Below are 14391 nucleotides of genomic sequence, written 5' to 3'. Positions count from 1 at the left end.
TCTTCCTTTACTTTAAATTTTGGCCACTTTCAACGACAGATCGCGTTGCTTTTCGTGATCAGACTGCTTGAAGAGAACCAGGGTCTTCCCGATAATCTGGATCACTTGAATCTCTGTCTGACTTTCAATCATCTCTTTGACGTCTTCCGTCGTCACATCGGTATTTTGTTGCAGGCTAACCTTGATCAGTTCACGACGGTTCAAGGCTCCGTCCAGCTGGTCGAGCCAGGCGGTTGTCAAACCGTTTTTGCCAACGCTAAAGAGCGGCGTCAAATGATTGGCTTGCGCCCGTAAAAAACGTTTCTGTTTTCCCCGTAATTTCATTTTAATCCCTCAAATCATTGCTTTGCGCACTAAAACTGCAACACCCTTTGGTGCCCAGCCAACAACACTGGAATTAGCCGGTACGGTAATCCAGCCGAGACCTTCAATTACCAAATCGCTCTTGTGAGTAACTGAAAATTCATGATGTTCTAGCGGCGGCATCTGAGCCAACTCCGTTCGGGTCGGCGGTGTTAACAGTTGACCAGCGTGCTTTTGGTAGAAGTGATCCGCGTTGGCCAGCTTAGTCCGGTGAATCATCAAACCATTGTCAAAGTATGCTTCAAACCCCTCCCGGGAACCGACAACATAATCAAAACGAGCAATTGCCCCTAAGAACAGGGTCTGTCCGGCATTGAGCTGATAGGTCCGGGGCTTGATTTCCCGCTGTGGTGCAACGATCTTGAGATACTTGGGCGGTAAAATGTGAGCCATCTGTTCTTCATGAACGATCCCTGGAGTGTCAATTAGTTTGTGTCCATCATCCAGTGGAATCTCGATCTTATCAAGTGTTGTCCCCGGAAAACGTGAGGTCGTAATCAAGTCCTGAATCCCACTGCGTTGCTTGATGATGGCATTGATCAAAGTGGACTTACCCACGTTGGTAACTCCGACGACGTAGACGTCTTTACCCTGGCGATAATGATCAATCTTGTCCAATAACTGATCAATCTGGTGCCGCTTCTTCGCAGAAACGAGAACGGTGTCCCGTGGCCGCAAACCAGCTGCATTGGCCTGCTGACGGACCCAGTCGGTCAACTTGGATCGCCGCAACGAATGTGGCAACAAGTCCTCCTTATTACCTACCAAGAGAACGGGATTTTTACCCACAAAGCGGTGGAGGCCAGGAATCAAACTACCACTAACGTCAAAGACATCGACGACATAAACAATCAACGCGTCCTGGTTCCCAATCTGGTTAAGCACGCGCAAAAAGTCATCATCATTTAAGCTTACTGGTGCAATCTCGTTGTAATGTCGCAGACGAAAGCAGCGCTGACAATACAACTGGTTATTTTTTAAGCCCTTTTCAATCGCTGATTGGGGCGTATAACCGACGCCTTGAGGATCCGTCGATTGAATGATTGCTCCACAACCAATACAACGTAATTCGTCATCTGATGATTCAGTCATTAATTTTCTCCCGCCATTTCATCTGCTCTGGATATTGCCGCTTTAACTGCTTCATCACCCGCTTCTCAAAAAAACGGTTGATTTGGGTGTCCCATTTATCCGTCTTAACCAGCGGTTGAACTAAGGCGCTCCGGACTCCCGCTTGGTTAGCTGCACAGACGTCAGTCATCAATTGATCGCCGACCATCAATACTTCATCAGGGTCAAGGCCTAGCTTTTTGCGGGCTCTAGTAATTCCAAAACTCAAGGGTTTAAAAGCCCGAGCCATGAACGGCAAGTTCAAACTCTTAACCGCTCGGCTTACTCGGCGAACGTTGTTGTTAGAAATCACAATCAACGGAATCCCTGCATCATGAAGCTCCTTCATCCATACACGCATTTCAGGGGTACCGTTCGGGTTATTCCATGCTGTCAAAGTGTTATCCAAATCACTAAAGACGGCCCGAATTCCTGCCTTTTTGAGCGCTGCTGGCGAAATGGCATAGGCTGTCTTCACCATCCAGGTTGGTTTAAAAGTTTCAAACATCTTGTACCCCTTTTATATCCAAATGAGTTACTACACCATTAATTATAGTTAAAATCAGCAAGTGTTTTCAAATTTTTGCTACAGAAAAAGCGAGGCTCGACAACAGTCAATCGCCAGACCCCGCTTTTAATTTCAACTAGTTTAATGCCTTTTTAGCTTCATCAGCAACCGCCTTAAAAGCGTCGGCGTCGTTGACAGCCAAGTCCGCCAGCATCTTCCGGTTGATGTCGATCTTTGCCAACTTCAAACCGTGCATCAACTTGCTGTAGCTCAAACCATTGAGCCGGGCAGCGGCGTTGATCCGCGCGATCCAGAGTTCACGGAACTTACGCTTGTTGACTTTCCGGTCACGGAAAGCGTAAGTGTAGCTCTTCATCACTTGGTCCTTAGCCGTCTTAAAGAGCGTCCCCTTTGAACCGCGGTAGCCCTTTGCTAATTTCATAATCCGCTTGCGCCGTGCGCGCGTAACAGTTCCACCTTTAACTCGCATATTGTGGTATCCTCCTATTTATTTCGTAATCAATCCGTCGCTTAGTTGAACGGAAGCATCTTCTTGTAACGCTTTACGTTAGTATGGTCCATCATGCTGGTACCACGCAATTGACGACGTTGCTTCTTGGTCTTGCCGTGGAAACGGTGACTAGTGAAAGCATTGCCACTCTTGAAACCACCCTTAGCGGTCTTCTTGAAACGCTTTGCAGCAGCGCGATTAGTTTTCATCTTTGGCATAAGATAATCCTACCTTCTTTAAATTATTTGTTGTCCTTATCAGTCTTCGGAGCTAATGTCAGGAACATACTCCGGCCTTCCATCTTTGGCCGTTGCTCAACATCGGCAACATCCTTGGTTGCTTCAGCCATTCTTTCAATCATGTCACGACCAATATCCTTGTGCGTAATGGCACGGCCGCGGAACCGGATCGAAACACGAACCTTATCACCCTTGCTGATAAACTTTTGCACACGCTTCAGCTTAACATTGAAGTCATTGGTATCAATGGTCGGGCTTAAGCGAATTTCTTTGACGGCGACAGTTTTTTGCCGCTTACGGGATTCACGTGCCTTCTTTTGCATTTCAAAGCGGTACTTCCCGTAATCCATGATCCGAGCAACAGCTGGCCGCGCCTTTGGGGCAACCAATACCAAGTCCAAACCAGCATCTTCAGCCATCCGAAGGGCTTCCCGCTTGGACTTAATGCCCAGCTGTGCACCGTCCTGACCGATCAACCGCACTTCACGTGCACGGATGCCGTCATTGACAATCATTCCTTGAGCTATAGCAACACACCTCCAATTATGTTGCGAAAGAACCAGCAAAAAAGCGGGATGCAACACACATCCCGCCATTCGGCACTATCTTTCCGTGATACTGCCTTATTTCATCTCGTTTGCCCGGCCACACTAGTAACCAAGGCGAGAAGCGGGTGCTTCTGCTTTTTCTTTCAACGATTACTAGAATAACCAAAGTCATCCTAAATGTCAAGCCTTATCTCTACCGTGCTTTTGCCGCAAATTTGGCCCTAGCATTGGCATTTCTCGCGATAAGAACTGAATACGTTCCATAATACGCTTGGCCTTCAGCGGCTCCTGGTTTCCTTGGGCATCAACAGCCAAGTGTTCTTCCTCCAATTCTTCCATACTAAAGTTGGAAGAGAAGAAGGTCGGCAATTCCTGTTGCATTCGATATTCCAGAATGATTCCGAAAACATCGTCGCGAATCCATGCTGACATCGCATCAGCCCCAATATCGTCGATCATCAAAACCGGAGCACTTTTGACAGTGTTGAGGAGGTTTTCAGTCGTGTTATCCTTGATTGAATTCTTCATCTGGACCGCAAAACTTGGGAAGTGTAGCATCGTCACTGTATCACCTTGCAAAGCCAGCTGGTGCGCAATTGCTCCTAAGAGGAAGGTCTTGCCAACGCCAAAGCTCCCGTAGAGATAGAGCCCAGGAACAAAGCTCCCTGGCTGATATTCCTGTGTGAATTTAATGGCTGCATTGAAAGCCGCTTGCCGACTGGCAGATTGGTACTGTTCATCCATATAAAAGTCATCAAAGCTTGCCTGACGGATAAAGCGAGGCATATTCAGCAACCGCAGCCGTTTTTTTAACGTTTCTTTTTTCCGCTGTTCCTTTAATTGCGCCGTTGGTACGTAGACGACATCGATTTGGCGGTAACCCATTTGGAGGTGGGCACTATAGCCCGGTGCCACCGTCACCTGTCCTTTAGCTGCCCGTTGTTTCTCATCATAAAATTCGAAGAGCTTGGACATGCTGCGTTTGATAATCGCCTGGTCAACCTGGTCCGCATGCTGTTGCAAAAAGGCTTGGACATCAGGATCAGCCATGACCTGCTGCTCTTTTTGCCGATACTCGGCTGCATGGTTAGCAAATAACGATTTCATTTCGTTGCCCACTGATTTCATGAACGCGGCCCTCCTTCTTTATGATTGTGCTTTTGTTTTCGATGAAGTGACTGCAGTAATTTTTTTGATTCAGCTAATTGTTCATCAGTCGCCTTCGGATGGTTATCTGCCGATGTCTGCGCCCAAGCAGGTAGCTTTTCTTTTACCTGGCCGCGCTGCCGATAACGACTAGCGGAGCGCCGCTTTGTCGATTTCTGAGCCCTTTTTTGATGTTGTCCCACTTCTTTTAGCGCGGCAATTGCATCAGTAATGCCGGCTCGCTGCCAGCTATTGGCAATTGTGTCGACCAGGTTTTTGCGAAGAGTTGGCAGCTCCTGATTAATGATGACATAGTAGCTGAGGATATTGATGACATCGGTTGCCATCCCCATTTTTATAAGGTTGGCAATAATATAACGCTCGTTGCTAGTGACAAAGCCACCCCCAGTTTGTTTCTTCAGGGTCGCTAAAAATTGGAGAGGGGCAAGTTTTTTGGCAACCGCCACCAGCTGTTGTTCTTCTGTCGATAAAGAGAGTTGCTGACTTTCCTTCTGTGGTTCAGCCAAAGCTGGCTTGGTTTCGACAGTGGCCGGGGCTTTTCTTTGCCCCTGGGAAGCTGCCACCGCAAGTTGAAAGCGGCGTGGCTGAAAGCTGTTTTTAACACCCCAGTCGACAGCCTGAAGGACTAACTTACGCAAAGCAACCTCATCGAGACCGTACAACAGGTGATTTGTAGTAATGAGTTCCCGATACTTTTGCAGATCTTCACTAGCTACCCCGTCTTGGCGCAACTGCTGGGCGAGAACTCCATAATTAAAACCGTCAGTGGGAAGCTGCACGACCCGCTCATGCGCTGCTAGTTTGAGTGACTGCTTCGCATTTTTTAGGACCTTTTCATCTCGGCCTAATTCCGCCTGATCAGGTTGGAAAACATCAAAAAAGCTGTGAGTGTCCTCATCTAAGTTTTCAACGTCATATTGGTACTGGCCAGCCAGGTCAACCAGTCGTTCAAAGTGCTCTGGACCGACGTTTTGCAGGAGCAAGGTACTCAGCAGGTCATCGCTAAGCAACTGGCGTGGCGTCAGCTGAGCCTGCAAATCATAAACAAAAAAGTTTTGTTCGCCATCGCTGACGTAAAAAGTCCGCAACAATTCCAAGGCTTCCAACTGGTTACGAGCTTCCGTCAAAGTATTAAGGCCAACGTTCAAAAGTGCCAATAAGTGTGAATGCCGCCGCAACTGGTCGCGATTAGGGTGCGGTTGCAGCTCCGTTCTTAAAAGCTGAATCAGTGCAAAAGCAGCAGTGCTCATCAGTGGCTGGTAAAATTCCGCTAACTCGCGGTTATTTAATTGTGAAATGGCCGCGGAGGTAGTTACCAAATAACCGCTCTTGGGACTGATTGCTTTTGCCAAATTCGTCACCTTTTACTTCTTTGTCTTGCTGTCAGCGGATGTCTTATTTTGCTTAATCATCGTTTCCAGTTCATTCATAAAAGCCCCAACATCCTTAAATTGCCGGTAAACACTGGCAAAACGAATGTAAGAAATTTCATCGACATCCTTCAATTCTTCCATGACATACTGACCAATTACAGCACTAGCAACTTCATTTTCGCCGAGACTACGTACTTTTTTCTCGACATCATTGGCAATTTGGGTCAGTTGATCGATGCTCACCGGCCGTTTTTCTGCTGAACGAACCAGTCCGTTAAGGATTTTTTTACGGTCAAATTGTTGGCGGGTGCCATTCTTCTTAACTACAAGCAGCGGTGTCTCTTCGTAACGTTCAAAAGTAGTAAAGCGCGTCCCGCAATGTGGACACTCGCGGCGGCGCCGAATAAACGTTCCGTCCTCACTCGGCCGACTGTCGACAACCCGTGACCCATCGCGGTGGCAATGTGGACAAATCATAGTAACCCCCTCTTCTTACTATTGGTTGCTTTTACTATATCATACTAAAGTGATCAATCAACCAAGCAACCTGGAGCCACGTTGCCTGCCAGCTGCCAGAATTATCAATCACCCAGTCAGCCCGAGCCACCTTCTCCTTCAGCGGCATCTGACTGGCAACTCGCTGACGCGCCTCTGCTAAAGAAAAACCATCGCGTTGCTGCAATCGCTGCAATTGTGTTCCCAGGTCAATACTAACGACAACTACCTGATCACAATCATCCTGATAGCCTTGTTCAAAGAGTGTCGGCGCATCGAGGACTACATAGGGCTGTCCCGCCGTTGCTGCCTGATCAAACTTTTCTGCGATTCGCTGGCGGATCAACGGCTGCATGATTCCGTTTAATGTTTCCAGCAACGCTGGATTCGCAAAAACCAAACGCCCAAGTTTGCGACGATTCAAGGAACCGTCTGATTGCAAATAATCAACGCCGAAAGCCTCCTGAATGAGCGGGAGTGCCTTCCCGCCAATCGCTGTCAACTGATGAGCAATCGCATCTGCGTCAACAATGGCCCAGCCATGCTGAGCAAACTGCTCACTTACCGTTGATTTGCCGCTCGCAATTCCACCTGTTAAACCGATAATTTCCATGATCACAACCTCGTTAACTTTCTGGTAACGCTTGGCAATGCGGACAAAATGTGGTCCCCCGTTCTGCGACTTTGATCTTGATCATCTTTGTGCCACAACGGGGACATTTATCGCCAGCGCGGCCGTAAGCTTGCAAATGATCTTGGAAACCGCCGGCATCCCCCTGGGCATTTTTAAAGGTATGAACCGTAGTTCCCTTATATTTGGTAGCCGTAGCGATTTCCTGAATAATATTGTCATGGAGAGTTTTGATTTGCTTTGAGCTTAGAGTGTTAGCTGCCTGTTCAGGGTTAATCCGACTTTGCCACAAGACCTCGTCACAATAAATGTTGCCAAGACCGGCTACATGCTTTTGATTCAACAGGAAAGGCTTAATTTTGCCCCGGGACTTCCGCAGAATTTTCGTAAAGTAATCAACCGTGAAATCCTTGCTGGTTGGTTCAGGGCCGATCGTCTTCAAACCTGCCACCTGCATCTCCGAACCAGTCGGCACCAGTCGCATCCGACCGAATTTGCGCGTGTCATGATAGCAAAGCTCAGTGCCATCAGTAAAGTGAAAGACAACATGCGTGTGTTTGTCGAGCGGTCCACCTTCGGGCTGGGCAAAATACTGGCCTTCCATCCGCAGATGACTCACCATCGTCAAATCATTGCTGAAACGAAACAAAAGGTATTTGCCGCGCCGGTCAATCCCTGTGATGGTTTGACCGATTAAATTTTGGCGAAATTCTTCAACATCGCCACGGATGATTTTGCCATAGTAGACATCGATGCCGTTAATCTGACGGCCCTTGGCAATCTTCATCAGTCCTCGGCGAACAGTTTCAACCTCAGGCAATTCGGGCATTCGTCCCGACCTCCTTCCTATTTCTTCAAATCATACCATGTATCGCCCCATTTGCTGTCCACCTTCAACGGTACATCCAATTTGACAGCAGAATCCATCACATGAGGCACAAGCTTTTGCAGCGTTGCAATTTCGTCAGCCGGCGCTTCGAAGACCAATTCGTCGTGAATTTGCAATAACATCCGGGCTTTCAGGTCTCGCTTCTTTAATTCTTCAGCCATGTGAATCATGGCAATTTTGATGATGTCAGCCGCACTGCCCTGGATCGGCGTATTCATCGCCGTTCGCTCGGCAAAAGAACGGCGGGCAAAGTTCTTAGCGTGGATATCAGGCAGATAACGGCGCCGGTGGGTCAAAGTTTCAACATAGCCATTTTCGTGCGCCGACTTAACTACCGTGTCGATGTACTTCTTCACTCCAGGAAATTCGTGGAAGTAGTTATCAATAAATTCCTGGGCCTGCTTCCGGCTAACGTGAATACTCTGCGACAAACCATAAGCACTGATTCCATAAACGATTCCGAAATTGACCGCCTTGGCATGGCGCCGCATATTTGGCGTCACGTCCTCGCCAGGAGCAAGATGGAAGATCCGCCGCGCGGTGCTGGCATGAATGTCCTTGCCATCCTTGAAGTCTTGTTGCAGATTCTGATCACCAGTGACGTGGGCCAGGACCCGTAATTCAATTTGGGAATAGTCAGAGCTAAAGATCTTCCAACCCTCATGACTTGGCACAAAGGCGTGACGAATTTGCCGTCCTTCTTCAGTCCGCACCGGAATGTTTTGCAGATTCGGGTCGACAGATGAGAGCCGCCCCGTTTGAGTTAAAGTCTGCAGATAACGGGTGTGAACCTTGCCGTCAGTGCTGTGAATCACCTTTAAAAGGCCTGCAACATAAGTTGACTTAACTTTATTAATCTGTCGATAAGTCAAGATGTGGTCAATGATTGGTGACTGGCCCCGCAATTTTTCCAGAACCGCTACCGCCGTGGAATAGCCACTCTTCGTCTTTTTGATAACCGGCAAGCCCATTTTTTCAAACAGAATCTTACCCAACTGCTTCGGCGAGTTAATATTGAATTCTTCACCAGCATCATTGTAAATTTCCTGTTCGAGTTCCGTGAGCCGCTCCGTCATCTTACTGCCCATTTCCTTCAACAATTGACTGTCAACCTTAAAGCCATTGATTTCCATTTGGGCGAGGACGTAGGTCAGCGGTAATTCGATGTCGTGATAAAGCGCTAGTTGCTCGTGATCGGCCAATTGTTGTCGCAATTGAGCGTGTAGGTCCTCGATTGCCCGCCCCTTTCGGGCTAAATGGGTAAAGAAAGTCTTATCATCTTCTGGAATCGCGCGCTTAGCGCCCTTACCGTAAACCTCTTCGTCGGTCTGCACGTCAAAATAATCATGTTGGTGGACTAGGGCGCCAAGGTCGTTATTATTGTCGTTAGTGTCTAATAGGTAGGAAGCCAACAAGAGATCAAAGTCAACGTTTTGCAGTGTAATCCCCAGCCGGTGCAAACCAACGATCTGTTCCTTAGCATTGAAACAGTTCTTTTTGACTTGCTGGGAATTCAGCAAATCGGCAATAACCGGCTCCTGAAGAAGTTTGACATCGCGACTAACCAGCCAAGTATCCCCGCTGCCGATTAAAAAGCCGACCATCGGTGAAAGATGGTAATTGGCATCCGGAATTTCCAGGATAAAGGAAACGCTGTTCGGCAAATCATGAACCAGGTTTAGGTTGTCCTTAGTTAATTCTTGGTAATGGATCGCTTTGGTCGCTGCGGCAACCTGATCATTGTCGGCAGCTACCCCCATTTTCGCCAGAAAACTGTTAAAGTTCATCTGCTGATAAAATTCAATCAGTTCATCACGTTGCTCACCCTGGTAACTGATATCGTCGAGGCCGATCGTGATCGGCGCATCACGCAAAATCGTCGCCAGCTTCTTGTCTTCACGAGCCACTGACTCATCTTCAATCAGATGTTCCTTCATCTTGCTGGTCTTTAATTGGTCAATGTTTTCGTAGAGCTTTTCGACCGTCCCAAATTTCTGAACTAGTTTTAGGGCCCGCTTTTCACCGATACCGGTTACTCCGGGATAGTTGTCAGAATTATCACCCATCAGGGCCTTTTGATCAATAATTTGCTCCGGTTTAATTCCAAACTCTTCCTCAATGACTTGGGGGGTGTAATGTTTCGTGTCAGTAACCCCCTTCATCGTCCGCACCACCGTACTGTTGGCTGTACTGAGCTGAATTAAATCCCGGTCGCCAGTCACAATCATCGTTTGGTATCCCCGCTCATCAGCCTGCTTGGCAAGAGTCCCAATGATGTCATCAGCTTCATAATTTTTCAGCTGGTAGGGTGTCAGGCCACACAATTTACAGAGCTTGTGGACGTAAGGGATTTGCTCAACCAGTTCATCAGGGGTTTTATTACGCCCGCCCTTGTAATTGCTATCCATCTTGGTCCGAAAAGTCACCCGGCCAGCATCAAAGGCTGCCAAAGCGTAATCGGGCTGGAACTTGTTGAGGACGTGATCCAGCATCAATTTAAAGCCGTAAATGGCTGCCGTGTGGAGCCCATCGCTGTTAGTAAATTTATCAATCTGATTATGCATGGCAAAAAATGCCCGAAACATAATACTATTTCCGTCAATTAGCAGTACTTTTTTGGACATAAAAGTTTTCGCTCCCTTATTGTTCTCACTTCCACATTGTACCAAAGATGGCCAAGTGAAGACATTTTGCACGACTAAAAAACGCCCGCACAAGGCGGACGCTTAAGTAATTTAATTCCGGTCGCTGCCCATCTGTAAAATGTTAAGCAGCTGGATGAACAGGTTAATGAAGTCGAGGTAGAGTTGCAACGCTCCGGTAACCGCCAAGCCATTAGTCGAAACTTGACCGGCATAGTTGACATAGAGCTGCTTCATCTTTTGGGCATCGTAAGCTGTCAAGACTACGAAGATAATAACGGCGATGTAAGAAAAAATGTAGGTAATCATCGCACTCTTCAAAAAGATGTTGATCAATGAAGCAATGATTAAAGCAATCAGAGCGGCAAAGGCATGTGAACCTGCTCGATCTAAGCTGCGGTGGGTGACACTACCATAAATAGCCAGTGCAACAAAAATTGACGCTGCTGAGATAAACGCCACTGTGATGTTGGCGGCCGTGTATACTCCGGCAATCAAAGCAAATTCCACACCATAGATGATTGACATGACCATCAACATCAGAAAACCGCCGACCGCGTTGCGGGTTGCACTGACCGATACCCCAATCGACAGAGCAATCGGCAGTAACAGCAGAAGCCAAACCATTCCCGGATGCTGGCTGAAGTAGCCTAACACCTGGGTTCGAAGTGGGTTCATTACGACATAAGCACTAACTGCTGAGATTAGAACGGCAAAGGCCATTGTACCGTACATCCGTGTTAAAAAACTCGTCAACCCATTCGTATCAACAACCGCTTTACGTTGTTGTTCTGGTTGAAAGTTATCCATGGAGATTCCTCCCATCTAACTAAAAAATCGCTAACTGTTTAATTTGGCATGATCTTATCAAATGCCAGCTGATCAAGCAAGCGTTTAGCGTTGCGCCAGCAATTTCTTATACGCATCTTCATATTTTGGAATATCACCGGCACCCATGAAGACAACCACCGCATTGTGATAGTCCAACAAGCGCTTAATATTGTCCATTTCAATGTCCTCACTGCCAGCAATCCGGTCTTCCAGATCCTGGCGTGATACATGACCGGCATGTTCCCGAATGGAACCGAAGATCGGTGTAACAAAGACCTTGTCCGCCCGGGATAATGACTTACCAAAGTCGTCCAAGTAAGCAGCCAGACGCGAGTAAGTATGCGGCTGGAAGACAGCAATCAGTTGCCGATCCGGGAATTTCTGGCGTGCGGCATCAAGGGTGGCCTGAATTTCAGACGGGTGATGGGCATAATCGTCAATAATCTTCATATCTGCCACGTCAGTTTCGCTGAAGCGCCGCTTGACACCGGAGAAGTTGGCCAGCTCATCCTTAATGACTTCGAGATCAACCTTTTCCATGTACGCAACAGCAATCACGGCCAAACTGTTGAGGATGCTGTGTTCACCATAAAGATGAATAGTAAAAGTGCCCAACAACTGATCACGGAAGTAAGCGTCAAAGGTGGAACCAGACGGCTCACGCTGGATGTTGGCGGCCCGGAAGTCATCCTGTTCGCCGGTCCCGTAGTAATAAATCGGGACATCCAGCTTCAGTTTCCGCAGGTTCTCATCGTCACCCCAAGCAAAAACAGCCTTCTTCACCTGCTTACCGAACTGCTCAAAGGATGCGCGAACATCGTTGATATCCTTAAAGTAATCTGGGTGATCAAAGTCGATATTGGTCATGATCGCATAATCAGGGTGGTAGGCCAGGAAGTGGTCACGATATTCATCAGCCTCAAAGACAAAGAAGCGGGCATCGGGTTCGCCATGACCAACCCCATCCCCGATCAGGTAACCAGTCGGCGCCACAGCATGGAGAAGGTGCGAAAGCAAGCCCGTAGTGCTGGTCTTGCCATGAGCCCCGGCAATCCCAATGCTGGTAAAACGGCTAACCTGTTCTTCAACAGCTTCAGGATAGCTGAGAACGGTCAGACCCATTTCGTGGGCGCGCTTAATTTCAGGCTGGTCATCTCCAAAAGCATTTCCCTGAATAACGGTCATGCCATCTTTCAAATTAGCAGGGTCAAAGTTATGGATTTTGATACCAACTTGTTCCAATGGTCCCTGGGTAAAGGTTTGCTTGGCGATGTCGCTGCCCTCAACGTGGTTGCCCTCGTCATTCAGGATCCGAGCGAGGGAAGCCATCCCAGTTCCCTTGATGCCGACGAAATAATATGATTTATCACTCATTATTGGTCCTTCTCTCTAAAAATCATTTTGATTTGGAAAAAGGACGTACACCAATATTGGCTAGACGTCCTCAATCTAAATTATGCAAATAAGGTGTTGCCCTTTTCAAAGTCGAAAGCTGCACCAACCTCAGCAAAATCATCAGGTAAGATGACACAACCAGGACGGTTTGGGGCTCCTGTCAGCTTCAATTCACGGCCAGAGCAAATCATCCCGTCGCTTTCAACGCCACGCAGTGAGCCAGGATAAATAATCTCCCCGTTCGGCATCATCGCTCCCACCTTAGCAACGACCACTTTAATCTTATCCTTGATGTTCGGTGAGCCGCAAACAATCTGCAGCTTTTCATCACCAGTGTCAACCGTCGTAATATGTAAATGGTCTGAGTCAGGATGATCCTTCATTGTTTCAACATAACCCACCACAAACTTCGGCTTGTGATCAGCAACCAGTTCATCACTGAAACCAGCTTTTTGAATCGCGGTGTTAAGCGTTGCGAGCTGATCGTCAGTCAAAAAGACCTGACCATTCTGATTTTTTAGCTCTGGCAATAACTGACTGGCATTCAAAAAGTTGTAGCCCAGGAGATGACCATCTTTTTGATCAGTAATCTCGACGACACCAGAGTTTTTAATAACTTTTTGGCTAGCGGTACTAGCCGCACAAATCACCACAAGCACGTCGCCCATGGCTTTTGGATTGTAACTTGCGATTAGCATGACACATTTCCTTTCCAAAAATTAAACGGCTTTGCACCGCTTTTATATTCTATCTCATTTAGTTCAGGCCGTGAAGAAATTCTTCAACTTGCTGCTTAGTTTTCCGATCCTTGTTGACGAAGCGGCCAATCTCTTTACCATCACGGTAAACAACAAAGCTCGGAATCCCAAAAATGTTGAGGCTGCTAGCCAAATCGATATTTTCGTCCCGATCGACCTGGAGGAAGTGGTAATTGGCAAAATCTTCTTCAATCTGCGGCATTGCCGGTTTGATAAAGCGGCAATCCGGGCACCAGTCAGCGGTAAAAAAGAGGACGTAACTGCCATCTTGGACCTTTGCTTTCAACTGTTCTTCCGTCATCTTTGGTAGAATTTCCATAATTGGCCTCCCTGTTTTCATTGTGAACTTTCCTTACAAATTATAACTAACCTTGTGCAAAATTGCCAAGGACTTGGATTGTGTTAGAATAAGCGTATTGTCAAAGCGAAAGAAGGAGACTTCATGAACGATTCCAATAGCACACTTAAACCATTAGTCGTTTCTGCGACTCTGGGAGCTTCCGGGCTGGCCGGTTTCCTAATCGGCAAACTGCTTGGCAACCGCAAAATGTCTGCTAATAAAATTTTAAGAAGGATCCGCCGCGATTTCCGGACTGAAGGCCCCGTGGCCGGCAGCTGGATTGAGCATTTTACCAAACCCTACCAGCATTTTGCTTTTAAAGCGGATGTCTACCGCGGCGGGATCAGCCGGATTGAAGATGGTCAAGTCGTCAACTACAATTTTTTAGCTGATGCCCACACTGGTACTTTGCTACAGCTTGACCGGGAAGATCAGCATTAATTGATTCCCCACTCACAGTTAATCAAAAAGAAGTCGGAATGATGCGTACCCCCCCAAAGTTGGAAATCGACTCTGGGGGTATTTTTTTATGACTAAAATTAGCATAAACACTAAGCTTAAGGCTGTCGAAGAGTATGCCAATGGTAATGA

Annotated in this window: 17 protein-coding genes and 1 other annotated feature; of the genes, 1 reads left to right on the top strand and 16 read right to left on the bottom strand. The window is 47.4% G+C overall.

All coding sequences use genetic code 11. The features are described from left to right. Nucleotides 1–12 precede the first annotated feature (12 nt). The 16 genes from yhbY to QOR82_RS03655 all read right to left on the bottom strand — a co-directional run bounded on the left by yhbY (nt 13) and on the right by QOR82_RS03655 (nt 13779). Nucleotides 13–324, bottom strand: a complete 312-nt coding sequence (gene yhbY / locus QOR82_RS03730) for a ribosome assembly RNA-binding protein YhbY (protein ID WP_283583430.1) — start codon at nt 322–324, stop codon at nt 13–15. Between the two features lie 9 nt (nt 325–333). Beyond that, nucleotides 334–1455, bottom strand: coding sequence for a ribosome biogenesis GTPase YqeH (gene yqeH / locus QOR82_RS03725; RefSeq protein WP_283583429.1), 1122 nt, complete (start codon nt 1453–1455; stop codon nt 334–336). Further along, nucleotides 1448–1981 (bottom strand): YqeG family HAD IIIA-type phosphatase, encoded by a 534-nt coding sequence (locus tag QOR82_RS03720; protein ID WP_283583428.1) that lies wholly within the window; start codon nt 1979–1981, stop codon nt 1448–1450. The genes yqeH and QOR82_RS03720 overlap by 8 nt, the downstream gene beginning before the upstream one ends. Before the next feature lie 136 nt (nt 1982–2117). After that, a complete protein-coding gene (gene rplT, locus QOR82_RS03715) occupies nt 2118–2471 on the bottom strand; it encodes a 50S ribosomal protein L20 (RefSeq protein WP_283583427.1) in 354 nt (117 codons plus the stop codon). Nucleotides 2472–2512: 41 nt separating this feature from the next. Continuing rightward, nucleotides 2513–2710: a 50S ribosomal protein L35 gene (rpmI, locus tag QOR82_RS03710; RefSeq protein WP_283583426.1), complete on the bottom strand. Its 198-nt coding sequence runs from the start codon at nt 2708–2710 to the stop codon at nt 2513–2515. A gap of 23 nt (nt 2711–2733) precedes the next feature. Then, complete coding sequence (gene infC, locus QOR82_RS03705; protein WP_283583425.1) at nt 2734–3246, bottom strand: translation initiation factor IF-3; 513 nt, start codon at nt 3244–3246, stop codon at nt 2734–2736. 42 nt (nt 3247–3288) lie between these two features. Then, nucleotides 3289–3422: a sequence feature (ribosomal protein L20 leader region), on the bottom strand. Between the two features lie 37 nt (nt 3423–3459). Then, a complete protein-coding gene (dnaI, locus tag QOR82_RS03700) occupies nt 3460–4407 on the bottom strand; it encodes a primosomal protein DnaI (RefSeq protein WP_283583424.1) in 948 nt (315 codons plus the stop codon). Then, on the bottom strand, nt 4404–5798 hold the full coding sequence (locus QOR82_RS03695; protein WP_283583423.1) for a DnaD domain protein: 1395 nt from the start codon (nt 5796–5798) through the stop codon (nt 4404–4406). The genes dnaI and QOR82_RS03695 overlap by 4 nt, the downstream gene beginning before the upstream one ends. A 12-nt stretch (nt 5799–5810) precedes the next feature. Then, nucleotides 5811–6296, bottom strand: coding sequence for a transcriptional regulator NrdR (nrdR, locus tag QOR82_RS03690; protein WP_283583422.1), 486 nt, complete (start codon nt 6294–6296; stop codon nt 5811–5813). Between the two features lie 34 nt (nt 6297–6330). Further along, a complete protein-coding gene (gene coaE / locus QOR82_RS03685; RefSeq protein ID WP_283583421.1) occupies nt 6331–6927 on the bottom strand; it encodes a dephospho-CoA kinase in 597 nt (198 codons plus the stop codon). 13 nt (nt 6928–6940) lie between these two features. After that, complete coding sequence (mutM, locus tag QOR82_RS03680) at nt 6941–7774, bottom strand: DNA-formamidopyrimidine glycosylase (RefSeq protein WP_283583420.1); 834 nt, start codon at nt 7772–7774, stop codon at nt 6941–6943. A gap of 17 nt (nt 7775–7791) precedes the next feature. Then, a complete protein-coding gene (gene polA, locus QOR82_RS03675; protein WP_283583419.1) occupies nt 7792–10458 on the bottom strand; it encodes a DNA polymerase I in 2667 nt (888 codons plus the stop codon). 111 nt (nt 10459–10569) lie between these two features. Further along, nucleotides 10570–11286, bottom strand: coding sequence for a Bax inhibitor-1/YccA family protein (locus tag QOR82_RS03670; RefSeq protein ID WP_283583418.1), 717 nt, complete (start codon nt 11284–11286; stop codon nt 10570–10572). Nucleotides 11287–11370: 84 nt separating this feature from the next. Continuing rightward, nucleotides 11371–12681: a UDP-N-acetylmuramate--L-alanine ligase gene (murC, locus tag QOR82_RS03665; protein WP_283583417.1), complete on the bottom strand. Its 1311-nt coding sequence runs from the start codon at nt 12679–12681 to the stop codon at nt 11371–11373. Between the two features lie 80 nt (nt 12682–12761). Continuing rightward, entirely contained in the window at nt 12762–13400 is a 639-nt protein-coding gene (gene ytpR / locus QOR82_RS03660; protein ID WP_283583416.1) for a YtpR family tRNA-binding protein, read from the bottom strand. A 58-nt stretch (nt 13401–13458) separates the two neighbouring features. Beyond that, nucleotides 13459–13779 carry a thioredoxin family protein gene (locus QOR82_RS03655; protein WP_283583415.1) on the bottom strand — a complete coding sequence of 107 codons (321 nt, stop codon included), beginning with the start codon at nt 13777–13779 and terminating at the stop codon, nt 13459–13461. Nucleotides 13780–13902: 123 nt separating this feature from the next. On the opposite strand from QOR82_RS03655, the gene QOR82_RS03650 reads away from it, so the two are divergent. Then, on the top strand, nt 13903–14241 hold the full coding sequence (locus tag QOR82_RS03650; RefSeq protein WP_283583414.1) for a hypothetical protein: 339 nt from the start codon (nt 13903–13905) through the stop codon (nt 14239–14241). Nucleotides 14242–14391: the final 150 nt, after the last annotated feature.

It is taken from the genome of Limosilactobacillus difficilis, from assembly GCF_947387495.1.
GTDB lineage: Bacteria > Bacillota > Bacilli > Lactobacillales > Lactobacillaceae > Limosilactobacillus > Limosilactobacillus difficilis.
The sequence above is the reverse complement of the archived record's forward strand: the minus strand, read 5'-3'. Positions and strand labels throughout refer to the sequence as shown.

What these genes read in the sequence shown, in the direction of transcription:
- yhbY (WP_283583430.1), bottom strand. Translation starts at nt 324, where the DNA reads ATGAAATTACGGGGAAAACAGAAACGTTTTTTACGGGCGCAAGCCAAT.
- QOR82_RS03670 (WP_283583418.1), bottom strand. Translation starts at nt 11,286, where the DNA reads ATGGATAACTTTCAACCAGAACAACAACGTAAAGCGGTTGTTGATACG.
- ytpR (WP_283583416.1), bottom strand. Translation starts at nt 13,400, where the DNA reads ATGCTAATCGCAAGTTACAATCCAAAAGCCATGGGCGACGTGCTTGTG.
- mutM (WP_283583420.1), bottom strand. Translation starts at nt 7,774, where the DNA reads ATGCCCGAATTGCCTGAGGTTGAAACTGTTCGCCGAGGACTGATGAAG.
- QOR82_RS03720 (WP_283583428.1), bottom strand. Translation starts at nt 1,981, where the DNA reads ATGTTTGAAACTTTTAAACCAACCTGGATGGTGAAGACAGCCTATGCC.
- dnaI (WP_283583424.1), bottom strand. Translation starts at nt 4,407, where the DNA reads ATGAAATCAGTGGGCAACGAAATGAAATCGTTATTTGCTAACCATGCA.
- coaE (WP_283583421.1), bottom strand. Translation starts at nt 6,927, where the DNA reads ATGGAAATTATCGGTTTAACAGGTGGAATTGCGAGCGGCAAATCAACG.
- murC (WP_283583417.1), bottom strand. Translation starts at nt 12,681, where the DNA reads ATGAGTGATAAATCATATTATTTCGTCGGCATCAAGGGAACTGGGATG.
- QOR82_RS03655 (WP_283583415.1), bottom strand. Translation starts at nt 13,779, where the DNA reads ATGGAAATTCTACCAAAGATGACGGAAGAACAGTTGAAAGCAAAGGTC.
- nrdR (WP_283583422.1), bottom strand. Translation starts at nt 6,296, where the DNA reads ATGATTTGTCCACATTGCCACCGCGATGGGTCACGGGTTGTCGACAGT.
- rpmI (WP_283583426.1), bottom strand. Translation starts at nt 2,710, where the DNA reads ATGCCAAAGATGAAAACTAATCGCGCTGCTGCAAAGCGTTTCAAGAAG.
- infC (WP_283583425.1), bottom strand. Translation starts at nt 3,246, where the DNA reads ATGATTGTCAATGACGGCATCCGTGCACGTGAAGTGCGGTTGATCGGT.
- polA (WP_283583419.1), bottom strand. Translation starts at nt 10,458, where the DNA reads ATGTCCAAAAAAGTACTGCTAATTGACGGAAATAGTATTATGTTTCGG.
- QOR82_RS03650 (WP_283583414.1), top strand. Translation starts at nt 13,903, where the DNA reads ATGAACGATTCCAATAGCACACTTAAACCATTAGTCGTTTCTGCGACT.
- rplT (WP_283583427.1), bottom strand. Translation starts at nt 2,471, where the DNA reads ATGCGAGTTAAAGGTGGAACTGTTACGCGCGCACGGCGCAAGCGGATT.
- yqeH (WP_283583429.1), bottom strand. Translation starts at nt 1,455, where the DNA reads ATGACTGAATCATCAGATGACGAATTACGTTGTATTGGTTGTGGAGCA.